The organism is Nonomuraea sp. NPDC003707 (genome assembly GCF_053587055.1).
Window position 1 is genome coordinate 98,552 of record NZ_JBSFNK010000040.1, and the last position, 13,234, is coordinate 111,785.

At 71.4% G+C, this 13,234-nt stretch carries 16 protein-coding genes; 5 read left to right on the forward strand and 11 right to left on the reverse strand.

Annotation, left to right across the window (positions count from 1 at the left end):
- Positions 1–3 precede the first annotated feature (3 nt).
- The gene (locus tag ACWDRB_RS56135; protein ID WP_449909075.1) at positions 4–1,131 is read left to right on the forward strand and encodes a sensor histidine kinase; all 1,128 of its coding nucleotides are present in this window, start codon (positions 4–6) and stop codon (positions 1,129–1,131) included.
- A complete protein-coding gene (locus ACWDRB_RS56140) occupies positions 1,128–1,790 on the forward strand; it encodes a response regulator (protein WP_449909078.1) in 663 nt (220 codons plus the stop codon). Before ACWDRB_RS56135 ends, ACWDRB_RS56140 begins: the two co-directional genes overlap by 4 nt.
- On the opposite strand, the gene ACWDRB_RS56145 is transcribed toward ACWDRB_RS56140, so the two are convergent.
- The 8 genes from ACWDRB_RS56145 to rplK all read right to left on the reverse strand — a co-directional run bounded on the left by ACWDRB_RS56145 (position 1,754) and on the right by rplK (position 6,321).
- A complete protein-coding gene (locus tag ACWDRB_RS56145) occupies positions 1,754–2,209 on the reverse strand; it encodes a lasso peptide biosynthesis B2 protein (RefSeq protein WP_449909080.1) in 456 nt (151 codons plus the stop codon). The genes ACWDRB_RS56140 and ACWDRB_RS56145 overlap by 37 nt on opposite strands.
- The gene (locus ACWDRB_RS56150) at positions 2,206–2,463 is read right to left on the reverse strand and encodes a lasso peptide biosynthesis PqqD family chaperone (protein ID WP_449909083.1); all 258 of its coding nucleotides are present in this window, start codon (positions 2,461–2,463) and stop codon (positions 2,206–2,208) included. Before ACWDRB_RS56150 ends, ACWDRB_RS56145 begins: the two co-directional genes overlap by 4 nt.
- Positions 2,460–4,310, reverse strand: a complete 1,851-nt coding sequence (locus ACWDRB_RS56155) for a lasso peptide isopeptide bond-forming cyclase (RefSeq protein ID WP_449909086.1) — start codon at positions 4,308–4,310, stop codon at positions 2,460–2,462. The genes ACWDRB_RS56150 and ACWDRB_RS56155 overlap by 4 nt, the downstream gene beginning before the upstream one ends.
- A 13-nt stretch (positions 4,311–4,323) precedes the next feature.
- Positions 4,324–4,431: a keywimysin-related RiPP gene (locus tag ACWDRB_RS56160; RefSeq protein WP_350723271.1), complete on the reverse strand. Its 108-nt coding sequence runs from the start codon at positions 4,429–4,431 to the stop codon at positions 4,324–4,326.
- Positions 4,432–4,459: 28 nt separating this feature from the next.
- On the reverse strand, positions 4,460–4,657 hold the full coding sequence (locus tag ACWDRB_RS56165) for a hypothetical protein (RefSeq protein WP_449909089.1): 198 nt from the start codon (positions 4,655–4,657) through the stop codon (positions 4,460–4,462).
- Between the two features lie 28 nt (positions 4,658–4,685).
- Positions 4,686–5,222: a hypothetical protein gene (locus ACWDRB_RS56170; protein WP_449909091.1), complete on the reverse strand. Its 537-nt coding sequence runs from the start codon at positions 5,220–5,222 to the stop codon at positions 4,686–4,688.
- A gap of 222 nt (positions 5,223–5,444) precedes the next feature.
- Complete coding sequence (locus ACWDRB_RS56175; protein WP_350723267.1) at positions 5,445–5,861, reverse strand: HIT family protein; 417 nt, start codon at positions 5,859–5,861, stop codon at positions 5,445–5,447.
- A 34-nt stretch (positions 5,862–5,895) separates the two neighbouring features.
- Positions 5,896–6,321, reverse strand: a complete 426-nt coding sequence (rplK, locus tag ACWDRB_RS56180; protein ID WP_449909094.1) for a 50S ribosomal protein L11 — start codon at positions 6,319–6,321, stop codon at positions 5,896–5,898.
- Between the two features lie 45 nt (positions 6,322–6,366).
- Between rplK and ACWDRB_RS56185 the strand changes: the two genes are divergently transcribed.
- The 3 genes from ACWDRB_RS56185 (at position 6,367) to ACWDRB_RS56195 (ending at position 8,821) form a co-directional block, all read left to right on the forward strand.
- A complete protein-coding gene (locus ACWDRB_RS56185; RefSeq protein WP_449909097.1) occupies positions 6,367–7,260 on the forward strand; it encodes a MerR family transcriptional regulator in 894 nt (297 codons plus the stop codon).
- A gap of 248 nt (positions 7,261–7,508) precedes the next feature.
- The gene (locus ACWDRB_RS56190; protein WP_350723261.1) at positions 7,509–8,003 is read left to right on the forward strand and encodes a hypothetical protein; all 495 of its coding nucleotides are present in this window, start codon (positions 7,509–7,511) and stop codon (positions 8,001–8,003) included.
- A gap of 137 nt (positions 8,004–8,140) precedes the next feature.
- A complete protein-coding gene (locus tag ACWDRB_RS56195) occupies positions 8,141–8,821 on the forward strand; it encodes a hypothetical protein (protein WP_397368704.1) in 681 nt (226 codons plus the stop codon).
- Here ACWDRB_RS56195 and ACWDRB_RS56200 read toward each other — a convergent pair.
- The 3 genes from ACWDRB_RS56200 to ACWDRB_RS56210 all read right to left on the reverse strand — a co-directional run.
- On the reverse strand, positions 8,733–10,685 hold the full coding sequence (locus ACWDRB_RS56200) for an NACHT domain-containing protein (protein ID WP_449909100.1): 1,953 nt from the start codon (positions 10,683–10,685) through the stop codon (positions 8,733–8,735). The two genes, ACWDRB_RS56195 and ACWDRB_RS56200, sit on opposite strands and share 89 nt — an antisense overlap.
- Positions 10,686–11,630: a class 1 isoprenoid biosynthesis enzyme gene (locus tag ACWDRB_RS56205; RefSeq protein ID WP_449909103.1), complete on the reverse strand. Its 945-nt coding sequence runs from the start codon at positions 11,628–11,630 to the stop codon at positions 10,686–10,688.
- A 206-nt stretch (positions 11,631–11,836) separates the two neighbouring features.
- Positions 11,837–13,234: N-acetylmuramoyl-L-alanine amidase (locus ACWDRB_RS56210; RefSeq protein ID WP_449909105.1), on the reverse strand; the 1,398-nt coding region annotated here is incomplete at its 5' end.

Genomic DNA, 13,234 nt, shown 5'->3' on the forward strand with positions numbered 1-13,234 from the left:
CGCATGAGCACAGGACGGTTCGGCGTCCCGGCGGCTGTCACAGACTGGGCGATCGCCGGGGGCGTGGCCGCGGCGCTGCTGGTCACCGGGCTGTCCGGGCAGCACTCCGCCACCTACCTCGACCTGCTCGGCTACGCGCTGCTGGCGGCCGGCGGGCTGGCGCTGGCCGCGCGCCGCCGGGCCCCGGTTCCCGTCCTGGCCGTCACCGGGCTGTGCGCGGCGGGTTACCAGGCGGCCGGGTTCGACGTGCCCGCCGTCGCGTACCTGTTCGCGGTGTACGCGGCCGTGCGGGCGGGTCACCGTGCCGTCACGGTGGCGGTGAGCGTGGCCATGCTGGCCGTCCTGCCCCTCGCGGCCCTGGCCTCGGGGCTGCACGACACGGGTGAGGCGTTCGCACAGGCCAGAGGCGCTCTGGAGCTGGCCTGGCTGGTCGCGGCCGGTGCCGCGGGTGAGGCGCTGCGGCAGGCCGAGCGGCGGGCGGACGAAGCCGAGCGCACCCGGGAGGAGACCGCGCGGCGCCGCGCCGACGAGGAGCGGCTGCACATCGCGCGGGAGCTGCACGACTCGCTCACCCACCAGATCTCGATCATCAAGGTGCAGGCCGAGGTCGCCGTCCACGTGGCCCGCAAAAGGGGCGAACCGGTGCCCGAGGCCCTGCTGGCGATCCAGGAAGCCGGACGCGAGGCGACCCGGGAGCTGCGCGCGACCCTGGAGGCCCTGCGCGACGACGACACGAGCCCGCCGCGTGGGCTCGACGACGTCGCGGAGCTGGTCGAACGGGCCCGGACGACCGGCCTGGACGCGACGCTGACGATCGGGGGACAGCGCCACGACGTGCCGGCCGCGGTGGACCGGACCGTCTACCGGATCGTTCAGGAGTCCCTCACCAACGTCGCCCGTCACGCCGCCGCCGCGACCGCGTCCGTCCGGATCGACTACCGTCCCGACGCCCTCGCGGTCCGCATCGACGACGACGGCAGGGCCACCCCGGACGCCGCCCCGCCGCCCGGCGTCGGCCTGCTCGGGATGCGCGAACGGGTCACCGCTCTCGGCGGTCGCCTGCGCGCGGCACCGCGCGAGGAGGGCGGCTTCACCGTCCAGGCCGAACTTCCCGTGGACCGTACGTCATGATCCGGGTCCTGCTGGTCGACGACCAGCCGCTCCTCCGCAGCGGATTCCGCGCGCTGCTCGACCTGGAGGACGACATCGAGGTGGTGGCCGAGGCCGCCGACGGCAAGGAGGGCCTGGACCTGGTCAGGCGGCACCTGCCGGACGTTGCGCTCATCGACGTCCGGATGCCGGTCGTCGACGGCATCGAGGCGACCCGCCGCATCGCCGCGGACCCGGCCCTGGCCGGGGTGCACGTCGTCATCCTGACCAACTACGGCCTGGACGAGTACGTCTTCAACGCGCTGCGCGCCGGCGCGGCCGGATTCCTCGTCAAGGACATCGTGCCGGAGGACTTCCTGCACGCCGTACGCGTCGCCGCGCGCGGCGACGCCCTGCTCGCACCGTCGATCACCCGCAAGCTGATCAACCGGTATGTCACCCAGCCGCTCCACGCCGCCACCGGCACGGGGCTGAAAGAGCTGACCGGCCGCGAACGCGAGGCCGTCGCCCTGGTCGCGCAGGGCCTGTCCAACGACCAGGTCGCCGACCGCATGGCGATCAGCTCGCTGACCGCGAAAACCCACATCAACCGGGCCATGGCCAAGCTCAATGCCCGCGACCGCGCCCAGCTCGTGGTCTTCGCCTACGAATCCGGACTGGTGGTCCCACGCAACTCCTGACCTCTCGGGGCGACAGCGATCAAGGGGGCGAGATACCCCTCCGGTGTGGGCTCGTCCACCGCCCTGCCCTCCGCCTCGACCCAGGCGTGCGCCCCGAACGGGGGCCGCACCCGGACACCCGTACACCACGTCGGCCACGAGCCCCGCATCCGGCACAGCAGGGCGGTGGCCAGTGACCGGGGAAGGCAGCCGTGCACGCCCAGGCAGGTGAGGCTCACCGCGAGCACCGCGTCCTTGGCGGCCTTGGCCTCGGCGTACGTGGCGGGCCTGGCCCGCCGGCTGAGCAGGGTGAGCACGCTACGCAGGCGCCGCGGCGGCAGCACGGCCAGCGAGAACGCCGCTCCCACCGCCATCCGCGCCGCCAGCCTGGCCCGCCACGGAACCCCCTGCGGCCGCTCCAGCGCGCTCGGAACGGTCACGGCGCCACCAACCCGGCAGCTCGCAGCTGCTCCAGCAGCGCCAGCACGTCCTCCAGGGCCTCCCCGTGCCCGACCTCGAACTCCGCCGCCAGGACCGCGGCCGCCTGCTCCGTGGTGTCGCCGTCCAGCAGCCGGCGCACGGCCAGCGCGCCGCTCGGGTTGAGCTGCCAGAAGTCGCCGTTGCGCTGGTTGAGAAGCACGATGCCGTAGTCGGTGTCGGCGGTGGACACATCGGCGCTCAGCCGCAGGCTCATCGGCCGTCCTCCTTGTCGAACGGCTCCAGGGTCCGCAGCCAGACCTCGCAGCCGATGGTCGAGTACAGGATCGCCTCCCGCAGTCCCGGCGTGTCGGGGTGCGCGGTGAGGTCCTTGAGCAGGGCGGTGTCCACCAGCCCGAGCCGGGCCAGCCGGGAGTCCGCCCAGAGTGCCTGCATGTCGGGGCCGTGGCGGCGCAGACCTTCGGCGGCGTCGAGCGAGGCCTCCGCCTTGCTGGTCCGCCGCAGGCACTCCTCGGGCACGACGCCGCGCATCGCGGTCGTCAGGAGGGGTTTGTAGCGCCACGGCGTCACCCGGTCCTGCGGGCGTACCGACAGGCACGCCTCGATCACCCGGTCGTCGAGGAAGGGGGAGGCCATCGGCAGCCCCGCGCGGACGCTCATCTGGTCCCACTGGCGGATGATCCGGCAGGTGTCGTGGATGGCGTGCAGGTCGGCGTGCTGCCCCCGGTCGGCTCCCAGCGGTTCGGCGTACGGGGCGGTCTCGGCGAGCACCTCGGCGGCCATGCGGCCCGCCTCCTGAGTGATCCACGGGAAGAGCCGGGGCGGCACCCCCCAGCCCAGCGCGCCGGACACGGGCGGCGGCAGCGGGGCGCGCAGGTCGGCGAGCGAGCCGGACAGCCAGCGGCGGTAGGAACGGCGGTCGGCCAGCGTCCGGAGCATCGGTCCGTACGGCCAGTGGAACAGCGCGCGGAAACCGCGCAGCCGCCCGATCGCCAGCATCGGCCGCCTGAGCAGCAGCCGGTGGTAGCTCGCCTCCGAGCACCAGGCCACGTGATCGCCGCCGATGCCGGTCACGTGCAGCCTGCTGCCCCTGGCGGCCAGCCGGGGCAGGTGCGCCAGCACCCTGGCGCGGTCCATGACGCCGATGGTCGGCTCGTCCAGCGTGTCGTCGACTCTCAGCAGGTCCTCGTAGACCAGCGGCGACTCCTCCGCCGGCCAGACCACATGCTCCGCGCCGCGCAGGTGGGCCGCCGCGCGCCGGGCCCACGCCAGGTCGTCGTCGGCCGGGTCGCGGCCCGGCCAGGTGGAGGCGATGAGGTGCGCCTCCTGCCGGGCGGCGCCCAGGAAGCACAGCGACGTGGAGTCCAACCCTCCGGACAGGTCGAAACTCACCGTGCCGCCCGCCTTGGTGCGCGCGCCGACCGCGTCGTCGAGCGCCCGCCGGACGTCCTCGGCGGCGTCGGCCAGCGTGCGGACGGGCTCGGGATGCGTCCACCAGCGGCGATGCCCCGCGGTCACCCCGTCCGGCGCGACGGTGAGGTGATGGCCGGGTTCGACGGCGGTGACCGACGGCCAGAGGGGGAGGTGCGGCAGGGGATGGGGCACCGGCCAGAGCAGCCGTACGGCCAGGCGCCGCACGTCGAGCTCGGCCCCCGTGGCGGCGGCCAGAACGTCGGCGCGGTCGGAGGCGACGATGAGCCCGTTCACGCGCGCGTGGAAGACCAGCCGGAGTCCGGACGCGGTGCCCTGGACGCGTAACCGGCCGTCCAGCGCGGCGACGAGGTGGAAACTGCCGGGCAGGGTACGGGCCAGCCGGTCGAGGTGCGCCGGGTCACGCAGCCGACTCGCCTCCGCGGCCAGCCGTTCGGCGTCGAAGGCGCAGCGGCCGATCACCGCCAGCCTGGTGGCGCCCGCCTCGGCCACCGTCATCTCCTCGTCGGACCAGTGCCCGACCAGCCAGGGCCGTCCGGAGGCGTAGGTGACGGTGCGAGCAGTCGCCGTACGCAGGACCGCCGCCACGGCGGGCGCGGCCTCGTGGTCGGGAAGGACCACGAAGTACGCCTCGCCGTGGTGCGGCCGGCTCAGCATGCCGCGGTCGGGCATGGACTGTCCGATTTCAGTTCTTGCTGAAGATCAGGCGGTCGTTGCCGTGCAGGGCCAGGAGGCCGGTGGCCTTGCGGAAGGATCCGGCTGCCATAAGACGGGGCTTCTCGTAACGCTTCATGCGTTTTCCTTTCGGCTCGCTCCATGCATTACAGGGATGACTTTGCATGGCCTGCGGCCGTTTCGTCCAGGATGACTTCATAGCGCGCTTTCTCCTCATAAATCGCCCAAAATGGCGCGGGCGATGAGGTGGCAAATCCGCTCAATTGGACAATCATGTGTGCTGTACAGCCACAAAAATGTAGCGAAAAGCGATGAATGCCGTGCCCGGAGAGCTTCTCGGGCACGGCATTCATCATCGGCGGATCAGGCGACTCACTTACGCGTGAGATCGATGAAGTCGGTGCAGTTGTCAGGCCACTCCGGCGTCCCCTTCGTGCCCGGGGTCGGGAAGACGGTGCACCTGCTCTGGGCCACCTTGCCGCGCTCGTTCAGCACGGTGATGTGCACGGTGTCGCCTTCGTCGGGCGCGGCCAGGGTGATGTCGACCAGGCGGCCGAAGTCGCGCGGCAGCAGCTCGGTCAGGTCATGCCACTGTGGCATCGTCCGCGGGTCCCTGATCGCGACCCTGTCGTCGCGGATGACCCCGACGAACTTGGTCGGCGGCCTCTTCGGGTCCTCCGGGTCGCCCTGGAAGGCCGAGTCGATCGCCCGGGTCGGCTGCTCTTCCTTCTCCGACCTCGGATCGGTGGCGAAGTTGATCGCGGTTGCCGCCGTGTCCACCGTGCTGTGAACGCTGGTGCCGGCCGTGGCGCCCGCCGACGCCGTAAAGGTCAGAGTCGCGAATCCACTGGCCGCCGCCGCTGCCACGGCAAAGGCCAGCGCGCTTCTGATGCTTCGGTGCTTAATCATCTGTTTCTTCCCCTGTAGGTCGGATTCGGAAGAATCGGACTTAATGCCACATCCCCCTGATGGTGCGAGCTGGAGGTACCCGCTCGAAGGCGAGATAACGCGCGTCGGGGATCGACTTGGAGAAAAAGATGGAAATGATCAAAACAGGTGATTATCAGACCGTCTTTTCTTGGGCAGCTGGGTGCAGCGGAACAGGCGAGTGCAGGAACGCTTTCGCCGGAGTTACGTAAGGGCTTCCCGGATCAGCGCCGCATCCTGGTCGAGCAGTTCCCGCGACCGCTTCTTCCAGCCGGCGGTGACCACCACGCCGTCTCCCGGGAAGCGCGGCACCACGTGCAGGTGGAGATGGAAGACGTCCTGACCGGCGGCCTCCCCGTCGGCCAGGGACAACCGCACCCCGTCGCAGCGCAGCCCCGATGCCCGCAACGCGCCCGACACCCGCCGCGCGGTGCGCCAGATCGCCGTACCGACCGCGTCATCGGCGTCCGCCAGCCCGACCACATGTACGCGCGGGATCACCAGCACATGGCCGACCGTGGCCGGCTTGTGGTCCATGATGGCCACCACGCTGTCGTCCTCATGAACGACGCCGGCCTCGACGCGCCCGGCGATGATCTCGCAGAAAACGCAGATTCCCATGCCCATCATGATCTGGCCGAGCGGGATCCCGGTTCTAGTCGCGGACGGTGAGGCCCATGGAACGGGCCGTTCCCGCGACGATCTTCTCGGCCTGATCCAGGTCGGCGGTGTTGAGGTCGGGGAGCTTGGCCTGGGCGACCTCGCGGAGCTGGGCGCGGGTGATCGAGCCGCCGCTCTGGTGGCCCGGGCGCGGGCTGCCGCCGTCGAGCCCGGCGACGCGCCGGATCAGCGAGGCGGTGGTCGGCTGCTTGGTGACGACCTCGAACGACCTGTCCTCGTACACGGTGATCACCGCGGGGATCACGAACCCGCGACGGTCCTGCGTCTGCGCGTTGTACTGCCGGCAGAACTCCATGAGGTTGATGCCGAGCGGGCCGAGGTCCTTGCCGACGTTCGCCGGGCCCGCCTCGCCGGCCTGAATGTGCAGGGTGACGACCCTGGCTATCTTCTGCTTCGCCATGTCGGCTACGCTAAAGTCTCCAGTTACTGGAGACTCAAGGGAATTATGAGCTACACGATCGGCCGCCTGGCTAAGCTGACCGGCCTCCCCGTGAAGACGATCCGCTTCTACTCGGACGCGGGCGTGCTGCCCGAGCGCGAGCGCACTGCCTCCGGTTACCGGCTCTACGGCGATGAGGACCGTGCGCGGCTGGAGCTGATCCGCACGCTGAGGGAGATCGGGGTCGACCTGGCCACGATCCGCTCGCTCGGCGACCGCCGGCTGAGGGACGTACTCGATCTTCACCTCAAGGCGGTCGAGACGCAGCTCAGATCGCTCCAGCGGACCAGGGCGGTGCTCAGGGCGACGCTCGCCCGGGACGGCGATCCCGCCGAGGAGGATCTGAGCAGACTCCACGCGCTCGGCCGGCTCGGCGCGGCCGAGATGGAGATCCTGCTGGACGAGTTCGTCGACGAGGTCGGCGGCGGCATCGAGGCCCGGCACGAGTGGCTGACCCAGATGCGCGACGCCATGCTCCCCGAACTGCCCGAGGAGCCGACCGTCGCGCAGCTCGACGCCTGGCTGGAGCTGGCCGACCTGCTCGCCGACGAGGACTACCGCGACAGCCTGCGCCGGCAGAACACGGAGTTCTGGGAGGAGGACCGGGATTTCGACGCCTGGCACGAGATGAACGCCCAGATCATGCGGGAGGCGCTGACCGCTGCGCGGGCGGGCATCGAGCCCGGCTCCCCCGAATCCGAGCCGATCCTCGATCGGATCCTGGCGGTGATGGGGCAGGGCCGCGAGGAGCTGCTGCGCACGTTCGACGAGCACGACCCGCGGGCGGCCAGGCTGTGGGAGCTGGTGTCGATCATCGAGGACAGGCCCTGGCCGCCGGAGCAGACGATCGCGTACGGCTGGATCGAGGCCACGCTGCGCCACTTCTTGGAGGGGCCCTAGACGCAGATCCAGCTGCGCACGCTTTCGGCAGGGAGCCTGGTACGGGGGACTTCGGTGCGGGGCCGGTGGACGAAAGCGCGATGACGACCGGCACGGCCGGCGCGGTTATTTTTGCGCGGTCTTCCGAAACCGCGAGGGCTAGTTTTCCGGGGTGCACGCGAGCCGGTGACCGCCGCCTCGGCCGGCGACAGCGTGCGGCCGCTCGCGCGTCCGCGCGAGGGGGACGGCTCACATCAGGAGAAACTCACATGACCATGCCCACAACCGCCCCATCACGCCGCCGCCGCGGCCTGCGCCTGTCCGCGCTGGCCGCCGTCGTGGCCGCGGGCGCGCTGCTGGCGGGGAACGTCAACGCGGCCGAGGCGGTGCCACCGGAGGTGATCAGCCGGTGGGACAACGAGATCGTCCACTCCAACGCCCTCAGCCCCGGCTTCAGCGGGTTCCTGGGGACGGGCTCGTACACGATCACCGCGAAGCTGTACGCCGAGAACACCGGTAACTCCGCGATCGACTACCTCTGCACGATCGGTACGGGCCCCAACTCGGACGGCGACATCACCGAGGTGACGCTGGCGCCGCACAGCAGGCACAGCATCTTCCTCAACGTCGTACACACCTACCCCGGCACGGGGCCGCTCAGCTTCGCCTGCTCCAAGCCGGCGGGCGCGTCCCAGGTGCTGATGAAGCAGGTGAAGATCACCGCCGTGAAGGTGAACACGCTGGACAACCAGCCGTTCGGCTGATCGGCGCGATGACCGGAAGAAGGGCCGCGACATCCGGATGTCGCGGCCCTTCAGGCTGGGCCGGTGTCGCGTCCGACAGAACGAGATGAGCCGGCAGGCCAGTAACACCGGGCGGCGTCTCGGGTGATACTGGCAAGATGCCGGTCACCTACGGGCCCGAATACTCCCGCCCCGACCTGCCGGTCCCGCTCGTGCCGCTGCCCGGGCTGCCGGTGACGGTGCGCCGAGTTCTGGCCGGGCCGTCGCCGGAGCGCGCCCCCGCGGCGACGTTCGGCTGGGCGGTGCTCACCGCCGCGCTCGCGCTGGCGGCGACCTTCGCGCCGCATCCGCTCTTCTCCGCCGCCACCTGGCTGACCGCGGCGTACGTGGTGGCCCGGGTCATGGCGCTGCGCCTGCTGGCGCGCGCCCAGCGCCGGTTCGAGCCGGACTGGCTGGCCGCGCAGACGCGGGTGCTGCGCGGGCACGGCTTCGACATCCTGCGCTGTACGGTCGGCGGCCGGGTCTGCGACCTGACCAGGCCGGGCGACGTGGAGGCGCTGACGCGGGCCGAGCCTGACGAAGAGGTGGTGCTGGAGTTCGGCTACCGGCCCGCGACGGGCGGGCGCGTCGCGGTCGAACGGGTCCGCCGCAGGCGCGCGGAGCTGGAGATCCGGTACGCGCGCTTCGCACCGGACAGCGGCCGGGCGCGCTTCCCCGAGGCGAGCTACGCCATCGGCGCGAACGACCGGGTCACGGCTTGGTCGCTGGCGGGGCAGGTGGTGCTGACTCCGGCGGTGTCGGCCCAGCTGCGGCCTGGTCCTGCAGGAGTTCGTGCCTGAACTGGTAGTAGGGCCCCGTACGGCGGAGCACCCCGCGCTCGTAGGCGTCGCGCAGGAAGGTCATCAGCCGCAGCGGCAGCACCCGCCGCGCCGCGAACCACACCCGGACGTCGACGAACCGCCCCCACGCGCTCGGCGCCATCATCGTGACGCCGAACCCGGCCGCACCGAGCACCGCGCCGTTGGCGGCGCTGATGAGCGTCTGCTGCCAGTGGCCGAGGGTGAGCAGCCACACGTGGTCCCTGACCCGCAGCCCGGTCTCCATCCACCAGCCGAGGTAGGCGCCCATGGCGAGCCCGATCAGGCCGCCCGCGGCGAAGGCCAGCAGCACAGCGGCCCGGTCGTTGCGCAGGAAGCCGTCGGGCGTGCCCGCCTTGTCCACATTGGCGGGGGCCAGGGCAAGGGAGGCGGCCAGGAAACCGACCAGGAACACCGCGCCGTCCGTGAGCGCGTAGGTCACCCCGTCGTACAGCACCAGGACGATCACCATGCCGGGCACCACGCACACCAGGCCCTGGCCGAGGCGGCGCAGCAGATAGCGCCGGGTCAGCGTCTTGCGCAGCTTCGGCCGCGCCTCACGCGGGTAGTGCTGCCTGGCCAGCGACACCGCGAACCCGCTGGCCAGCCCGATGGCCAGGCCGAACCACCAGCCGACCGCCCCCAGCCCGAACAGCGCGGTCACGGCGGCGCAGAGCGGCCCGAAGAGGGCCATCCCGAGCACGGCCTGGAAGGCGGGGATCACCGCGCGGGGCAGCGCGTGGTGCAACTCCCACCAGGCCAGGTCGTGGGTCCCCCTGCGGCGCAGGAAGTCGGCCAGGAACCGAAGGTAGCGGGCCGCCTCCTCGGGGCTCCACCGCTGATCGGCCTCCGGTTCCGGCCGGTAGACGGCCGGCACGAACCCGGCGACCAGGCCCTGCCTGATGTGCGGGGCGGTGCCGTCGATGCGCGGGGTGTGGCCGCTCTCGCAGATGCGCGCCGCCAGGAAGATCATCAACGGGGTGTCGAGCGCCTCGGCCAGCGGACCGCCCGGCTCCGCGCGCAGCCGGGCGACCAGCGCGGCGGCCTCGGGCACGTCGCCCCAGCGCGACTCCAGGTATCCGGCGGCGCCCGCGGCGTCCACCGGCAGCAGCCGCGCCACCGGCGTCCCGGCGAGCCTGCGGGCGACGGGGCCGGTGAACGCCTCGACGCGGCTGGTCAGCACGTACGAGCGGGACCAGCCCTCGTCGATGGCCCTGACCACTTCGGTACGGCGTGCCGGCGGCACCTCGTCCAGACCGTCGAACACGGCCAGCAGGCTGCCGTTCGCGATCAGCCGTTCCAGCGCGCGGGGAGCGGCCCGCAGGAACGGGTACTCGGCGGCCAGCCGCAGCGCCACCCACTCGCGCAGGGCCAGCCGCGGCTCCCATGACGACAGCGGCAGCGTGACCGGGATCGGCCGGTGCTGCGCCGAGGACATCCGCAGCGGGAGGAGCAGGCCGAGCGTGGTCTTGCCCGAGCCCCGCCCGCCTGTCACCACCACGGGCCCCTTCATGGTGAGGAGGTGGTCGGCCAGTTCCTCGATCGTTCCGGGAAGGGCGCCGCCGGACTCGCAGCGGATCGGGATGCCCCGGCTGTCCGGGACGTCGCGGTTGCCCGCTTCCCGCCTGGCCGTCTGCATGACCTGGTCGGCCAGCCTGTCGGCCAGGTCGGAGGCCTCGTCCGGGGGGCGCTCGGCGCGCAGGGTGCCGATGTAGGCCACGACGAGGGCGGCCGCGGCGATGACCGCCTCGACGTTGGACCAGCCGCCCACCGCCAGCCGGACGACCGCCAGAAGGACGAACGCCAGCGGGAGGAGGACGAAGAACGCCGTCTTCAGCTTGCGCATCTACGAGGCTCTCTTCGGGGGGATGGCGTGTTTGCCGCCGGCCAGCAGCAGCCTCAGCGGGGTGTCTCTCGTTCGCTTGGCACGTCCGTGCTGGTGGCGTTTGAGCACGTTGACCGCCAGGAGGAGAAAGAGCGTCGCGGCGAAGGGCCGGGCGGCGGCGCCTCCGTAACAGGCGGCCAGCCGGGGCCGCAGGGCCAGCAGCCGGGCGCCCACCTCGGCCAGGCGCACCTCGCCCCGATTGACCAAAGTGCCGATGCCGGCACGCAGGTCGGCGTCCTGGTCGAGGTAGTCGTCCAGGAGCTGCAGCGCCTCGCCCGCCTCCATCACCGCGTCGCGCTGCACCACGCTCATGTCCGGATGCACCAGGCCGAACAGCACGAGGCCCGCCAGCCCGCCCTTCCCCCGAGTGATCTTGCCGAGCTGTGCCGCCGGGGTGGCGGGATCGCGCTGCTTGCGGGAGAGCACCTGGTAGCCGTGCAGTTCGAGCAGCGCGGTGTGCCAGAGCTCGCCGGGAGCACGGCGGCGGATCTCCGCGTAGAGCGCGGCCAGCAGGCGCTGGTGATGATCACGTGAGGCGGCATGCTCTTCGGCTTTGAAGAGGGACGCCACCCACGAGTCGATCGCCGGGTCGCCGCCGTTGTCGATCATGTCGTCGTAGAGCCGGGCGACCGATCCGGCCAGCATGACCAGCTCCCCGTCACAGGACCGGCCCGCCATCCTGGCGTAGGCATGGATGCCGACGTTGAAGCTCAGCGCGGTGCCGCGCAGCGAGTCGATCATCGCCTCGCGCTCGGGCTCGGAGAACACGTCGCGGACGATCGGTTCGACGGCCCGCTCGAAGTCGCGTACGGCGTCGGGAGCGCAGGCGACGGCGTCTTTGAGCGCGACGGGAAGGGCGATCGCCAGCCGGGCACAGCGCAGAACGGTCAGTAGGTCGCGAATCACTACGCTCCCATCGACAGACGGTGAGCGCATGATGACACGGCACCGGGCTACGGTAAATACGGCTTTCCCGGGTTGGCGGCCCTCGCCCGATACGGAGGTCAGACGCCTTTATCGTCCGCGTGTCGTCAGCCGCAATTGCCCCACGGCAAAGCTGTGGCCGGATCGCGAGCCCGCGCGATCCGGCCACAGGTCATAGGGTCGGCGGATCAGCCGCCGCAGTGTTCGAAGGGGCTCTCGTACGTGCTCGTCCCGGCCTTGCCGCCCCACTTGACGCACTTGTCGGCGGCGGTGGCCCGGATGGGTCCGGCGTAGTAGTCGAAGTTGCCGGTGTCGGTGGCCCGGGTCTTGCCCTTGACCTCCAGGAAGGCGGCGGTGGCGGTGGCCTTGCCGAGCGACGTCTTCTTGATCGTGGCCACGCAGTTGTTGCCGTTGGCGGAGTTGAAGGTCAGGTAGACCGTGCCGCTGGAGCCGAGGGCGGCGGAGTCGATGACCTTGTAGCCGGTGCCGCAGACGGACTCGGCGGTGTGCGGGTTGGTGCCCCCGCCGCCGCCACTGCTGCCGGTGACGTACTGCATGTACTTGGACCAGTTCCAGTACCGGCCGGGGTCGGTGTGGTCGGCGCCCGGGACCTCGTTGTGGCCCACGATGTGGCTGCGGTCCTTGGGGATGTTGTACCGGTCGGCGATGTTGCGGGTCAGTGCCGCCGACGCGCGGTACATGGTGTCGGTGAACCACGTGGCGTTGTCGACGAAGCCCTCGTGCTCGATGCCGACCGAGCGCCGGTTGTAGTTGCCGGCGTGGAAGGCCCGGTTCTTCTCCCTGACCGTCTGCGTGATGGCGCCGTCGGAGGAGCGCACGACGTAGTGGGCCGAGGTGGGGTTCGGCCGGGGCCCGGTCTGGAACCAGGAGATCGTGCCGGCGTAGCTGCCCTGGGTCACGTGGATGACGATGCGGTCGATCGCGTCGCTGGTGGGCCGGTTGGAGACGGCGTAGTTGCTGCTGTGCGCCGGAACCCACCTGGCCGACGGGTAGTCGGTGCTCGCCGCGAGGGTGCTGGGCTTGTCGAGGTCGTCCGCGTCGGCGTACGGGCCGCGATCGGGCGTCACGGTGCTCGCCGGTACGGTGACGCTCTCGCCGCCGGGGGTCGTGGCGCGGATCCCCTTGGCGAGCTCCTCGTAGACGGTGTCGGCGTACAGCCGGGCGACCGCGGGGGAGGAGGCGCCGCCGTACTTGGCGACCGCCTGGTACCACTTGCCCGCGTCCTTGCGGGCGGTGGCGTCCAGCTTGAGCTCGTCGGCGAGGGCACGCAGGACGGCCGCGCCGCCCGTGATGTTGGCCGCGTCGTCCGACTTGAGGGTGGACACCGGCTGTTTGGTCAGCGTGGCGGCCTTGTCGAGGGTCTTGGCGGTGACCAGGTGCATCACGCCGTAGCCGCCGTCGGCGCTGGGCTGGCCCTGGTGGCCGTCCAGGTGGGTCTCGGAGTAGGCCACCGAGACCAGCAGGTCACGAGGCACCTCATACGTCGAGGCCGCCTTGGTGAACGCGTCGGTCATCGGATCGGCGGCCGCCGCCCCGGCCGGCTGCCCCACCAGCATCGACAGGGG

Bases quoted from the DNA above. Each gene is read 5' to 3' on its own strand.
- ACWDRB_RS56135 (WP_449909075.1), top strand. From the start codon at position 4: ATGAGCACAGGACGGTTCGGCGTCCCGGCGGCTGTCACAGACTGGGCG.
- ACWDRB_RS56140 (WP_449909078.1), top strand. From the start codon at position 1,128: ATGATCCGGGTCCTGCTGGTCGACGACCAGCCGCTCCTCCGCAGCGGA.
- ACWDRB_RS56150 (WP_449909083.1), bottom strand. From the start codon at position 2,463: ATGAGCCTGCGGCTGAGCGCCGATGTGTCCACCGCCGACACCGACTAC.
- ACWDRB_RS56155 (WP_449909086.1), bottom strand. From the start codon at position 4,310: ATGCCCGACCGCGGCATGCTGAGCCGGCCGCACCACGGCGAGGCGTAC.
- ACWDRB_RS56160 (WP_350723271.1), bottom strand. From the start codon at position 4,431: ATGAAGCGTTACGAGAAGCCCCGTCTTATGGCAGCCGGATCCTTCCGC.
- ACWDRB_RS56170 (WP_449909091.1), bottom strand. From the start codon at position 5,222: ATGATTAAGCACCGAAGCATCAGAAGCGCGCTGGCCTTTGCCGTGGCA.
- ACWDRB_RS56175 (WP_350723267.1), bottom strand. From the start codon at position 5,861: ATGGGAATCTGCGTTTTCTGCGAGATCATCGCCGGGCGCGTCGAGGCC.
- rplK (WP_449909094.1), bottom strand. From the start codon at position 6,321: ATGGCGAAGCAGAAGATAGCCAGGGTCGTCACCCTGCACATTCAGGCC.
- ACWDRB_RS56185 (WP_449909097.1), top strand. From the start codon at position 6,367: ATGAGCTACACGATCGGCCGCCTGGCTAAGCTGACCGGCCTCCCCGTG.
- ACWDRB_RS56190 (WP_350723261.1), top strand. From the start codon at position 7,509: ATGACCATGCCCACAACCGCCCCATCACGCCGCCGCCGCGGCCTGCGC.
- ACWDRB_RS56195 (WP_397368704.1), top strand. From the start codon at position 8,141: ATGCCGGTCACCTACGGGCCCGAATACTCCCGCCCCGACCTGCCGGTC.
- ACWDRB_RS56200 (WP_449909100.1), bottom strand. From the start codon at position 10,685: ATGCGCAAGCTGAAGACGGCGTTCTTCGTCCTCCTCCCGCTGGCGTTC.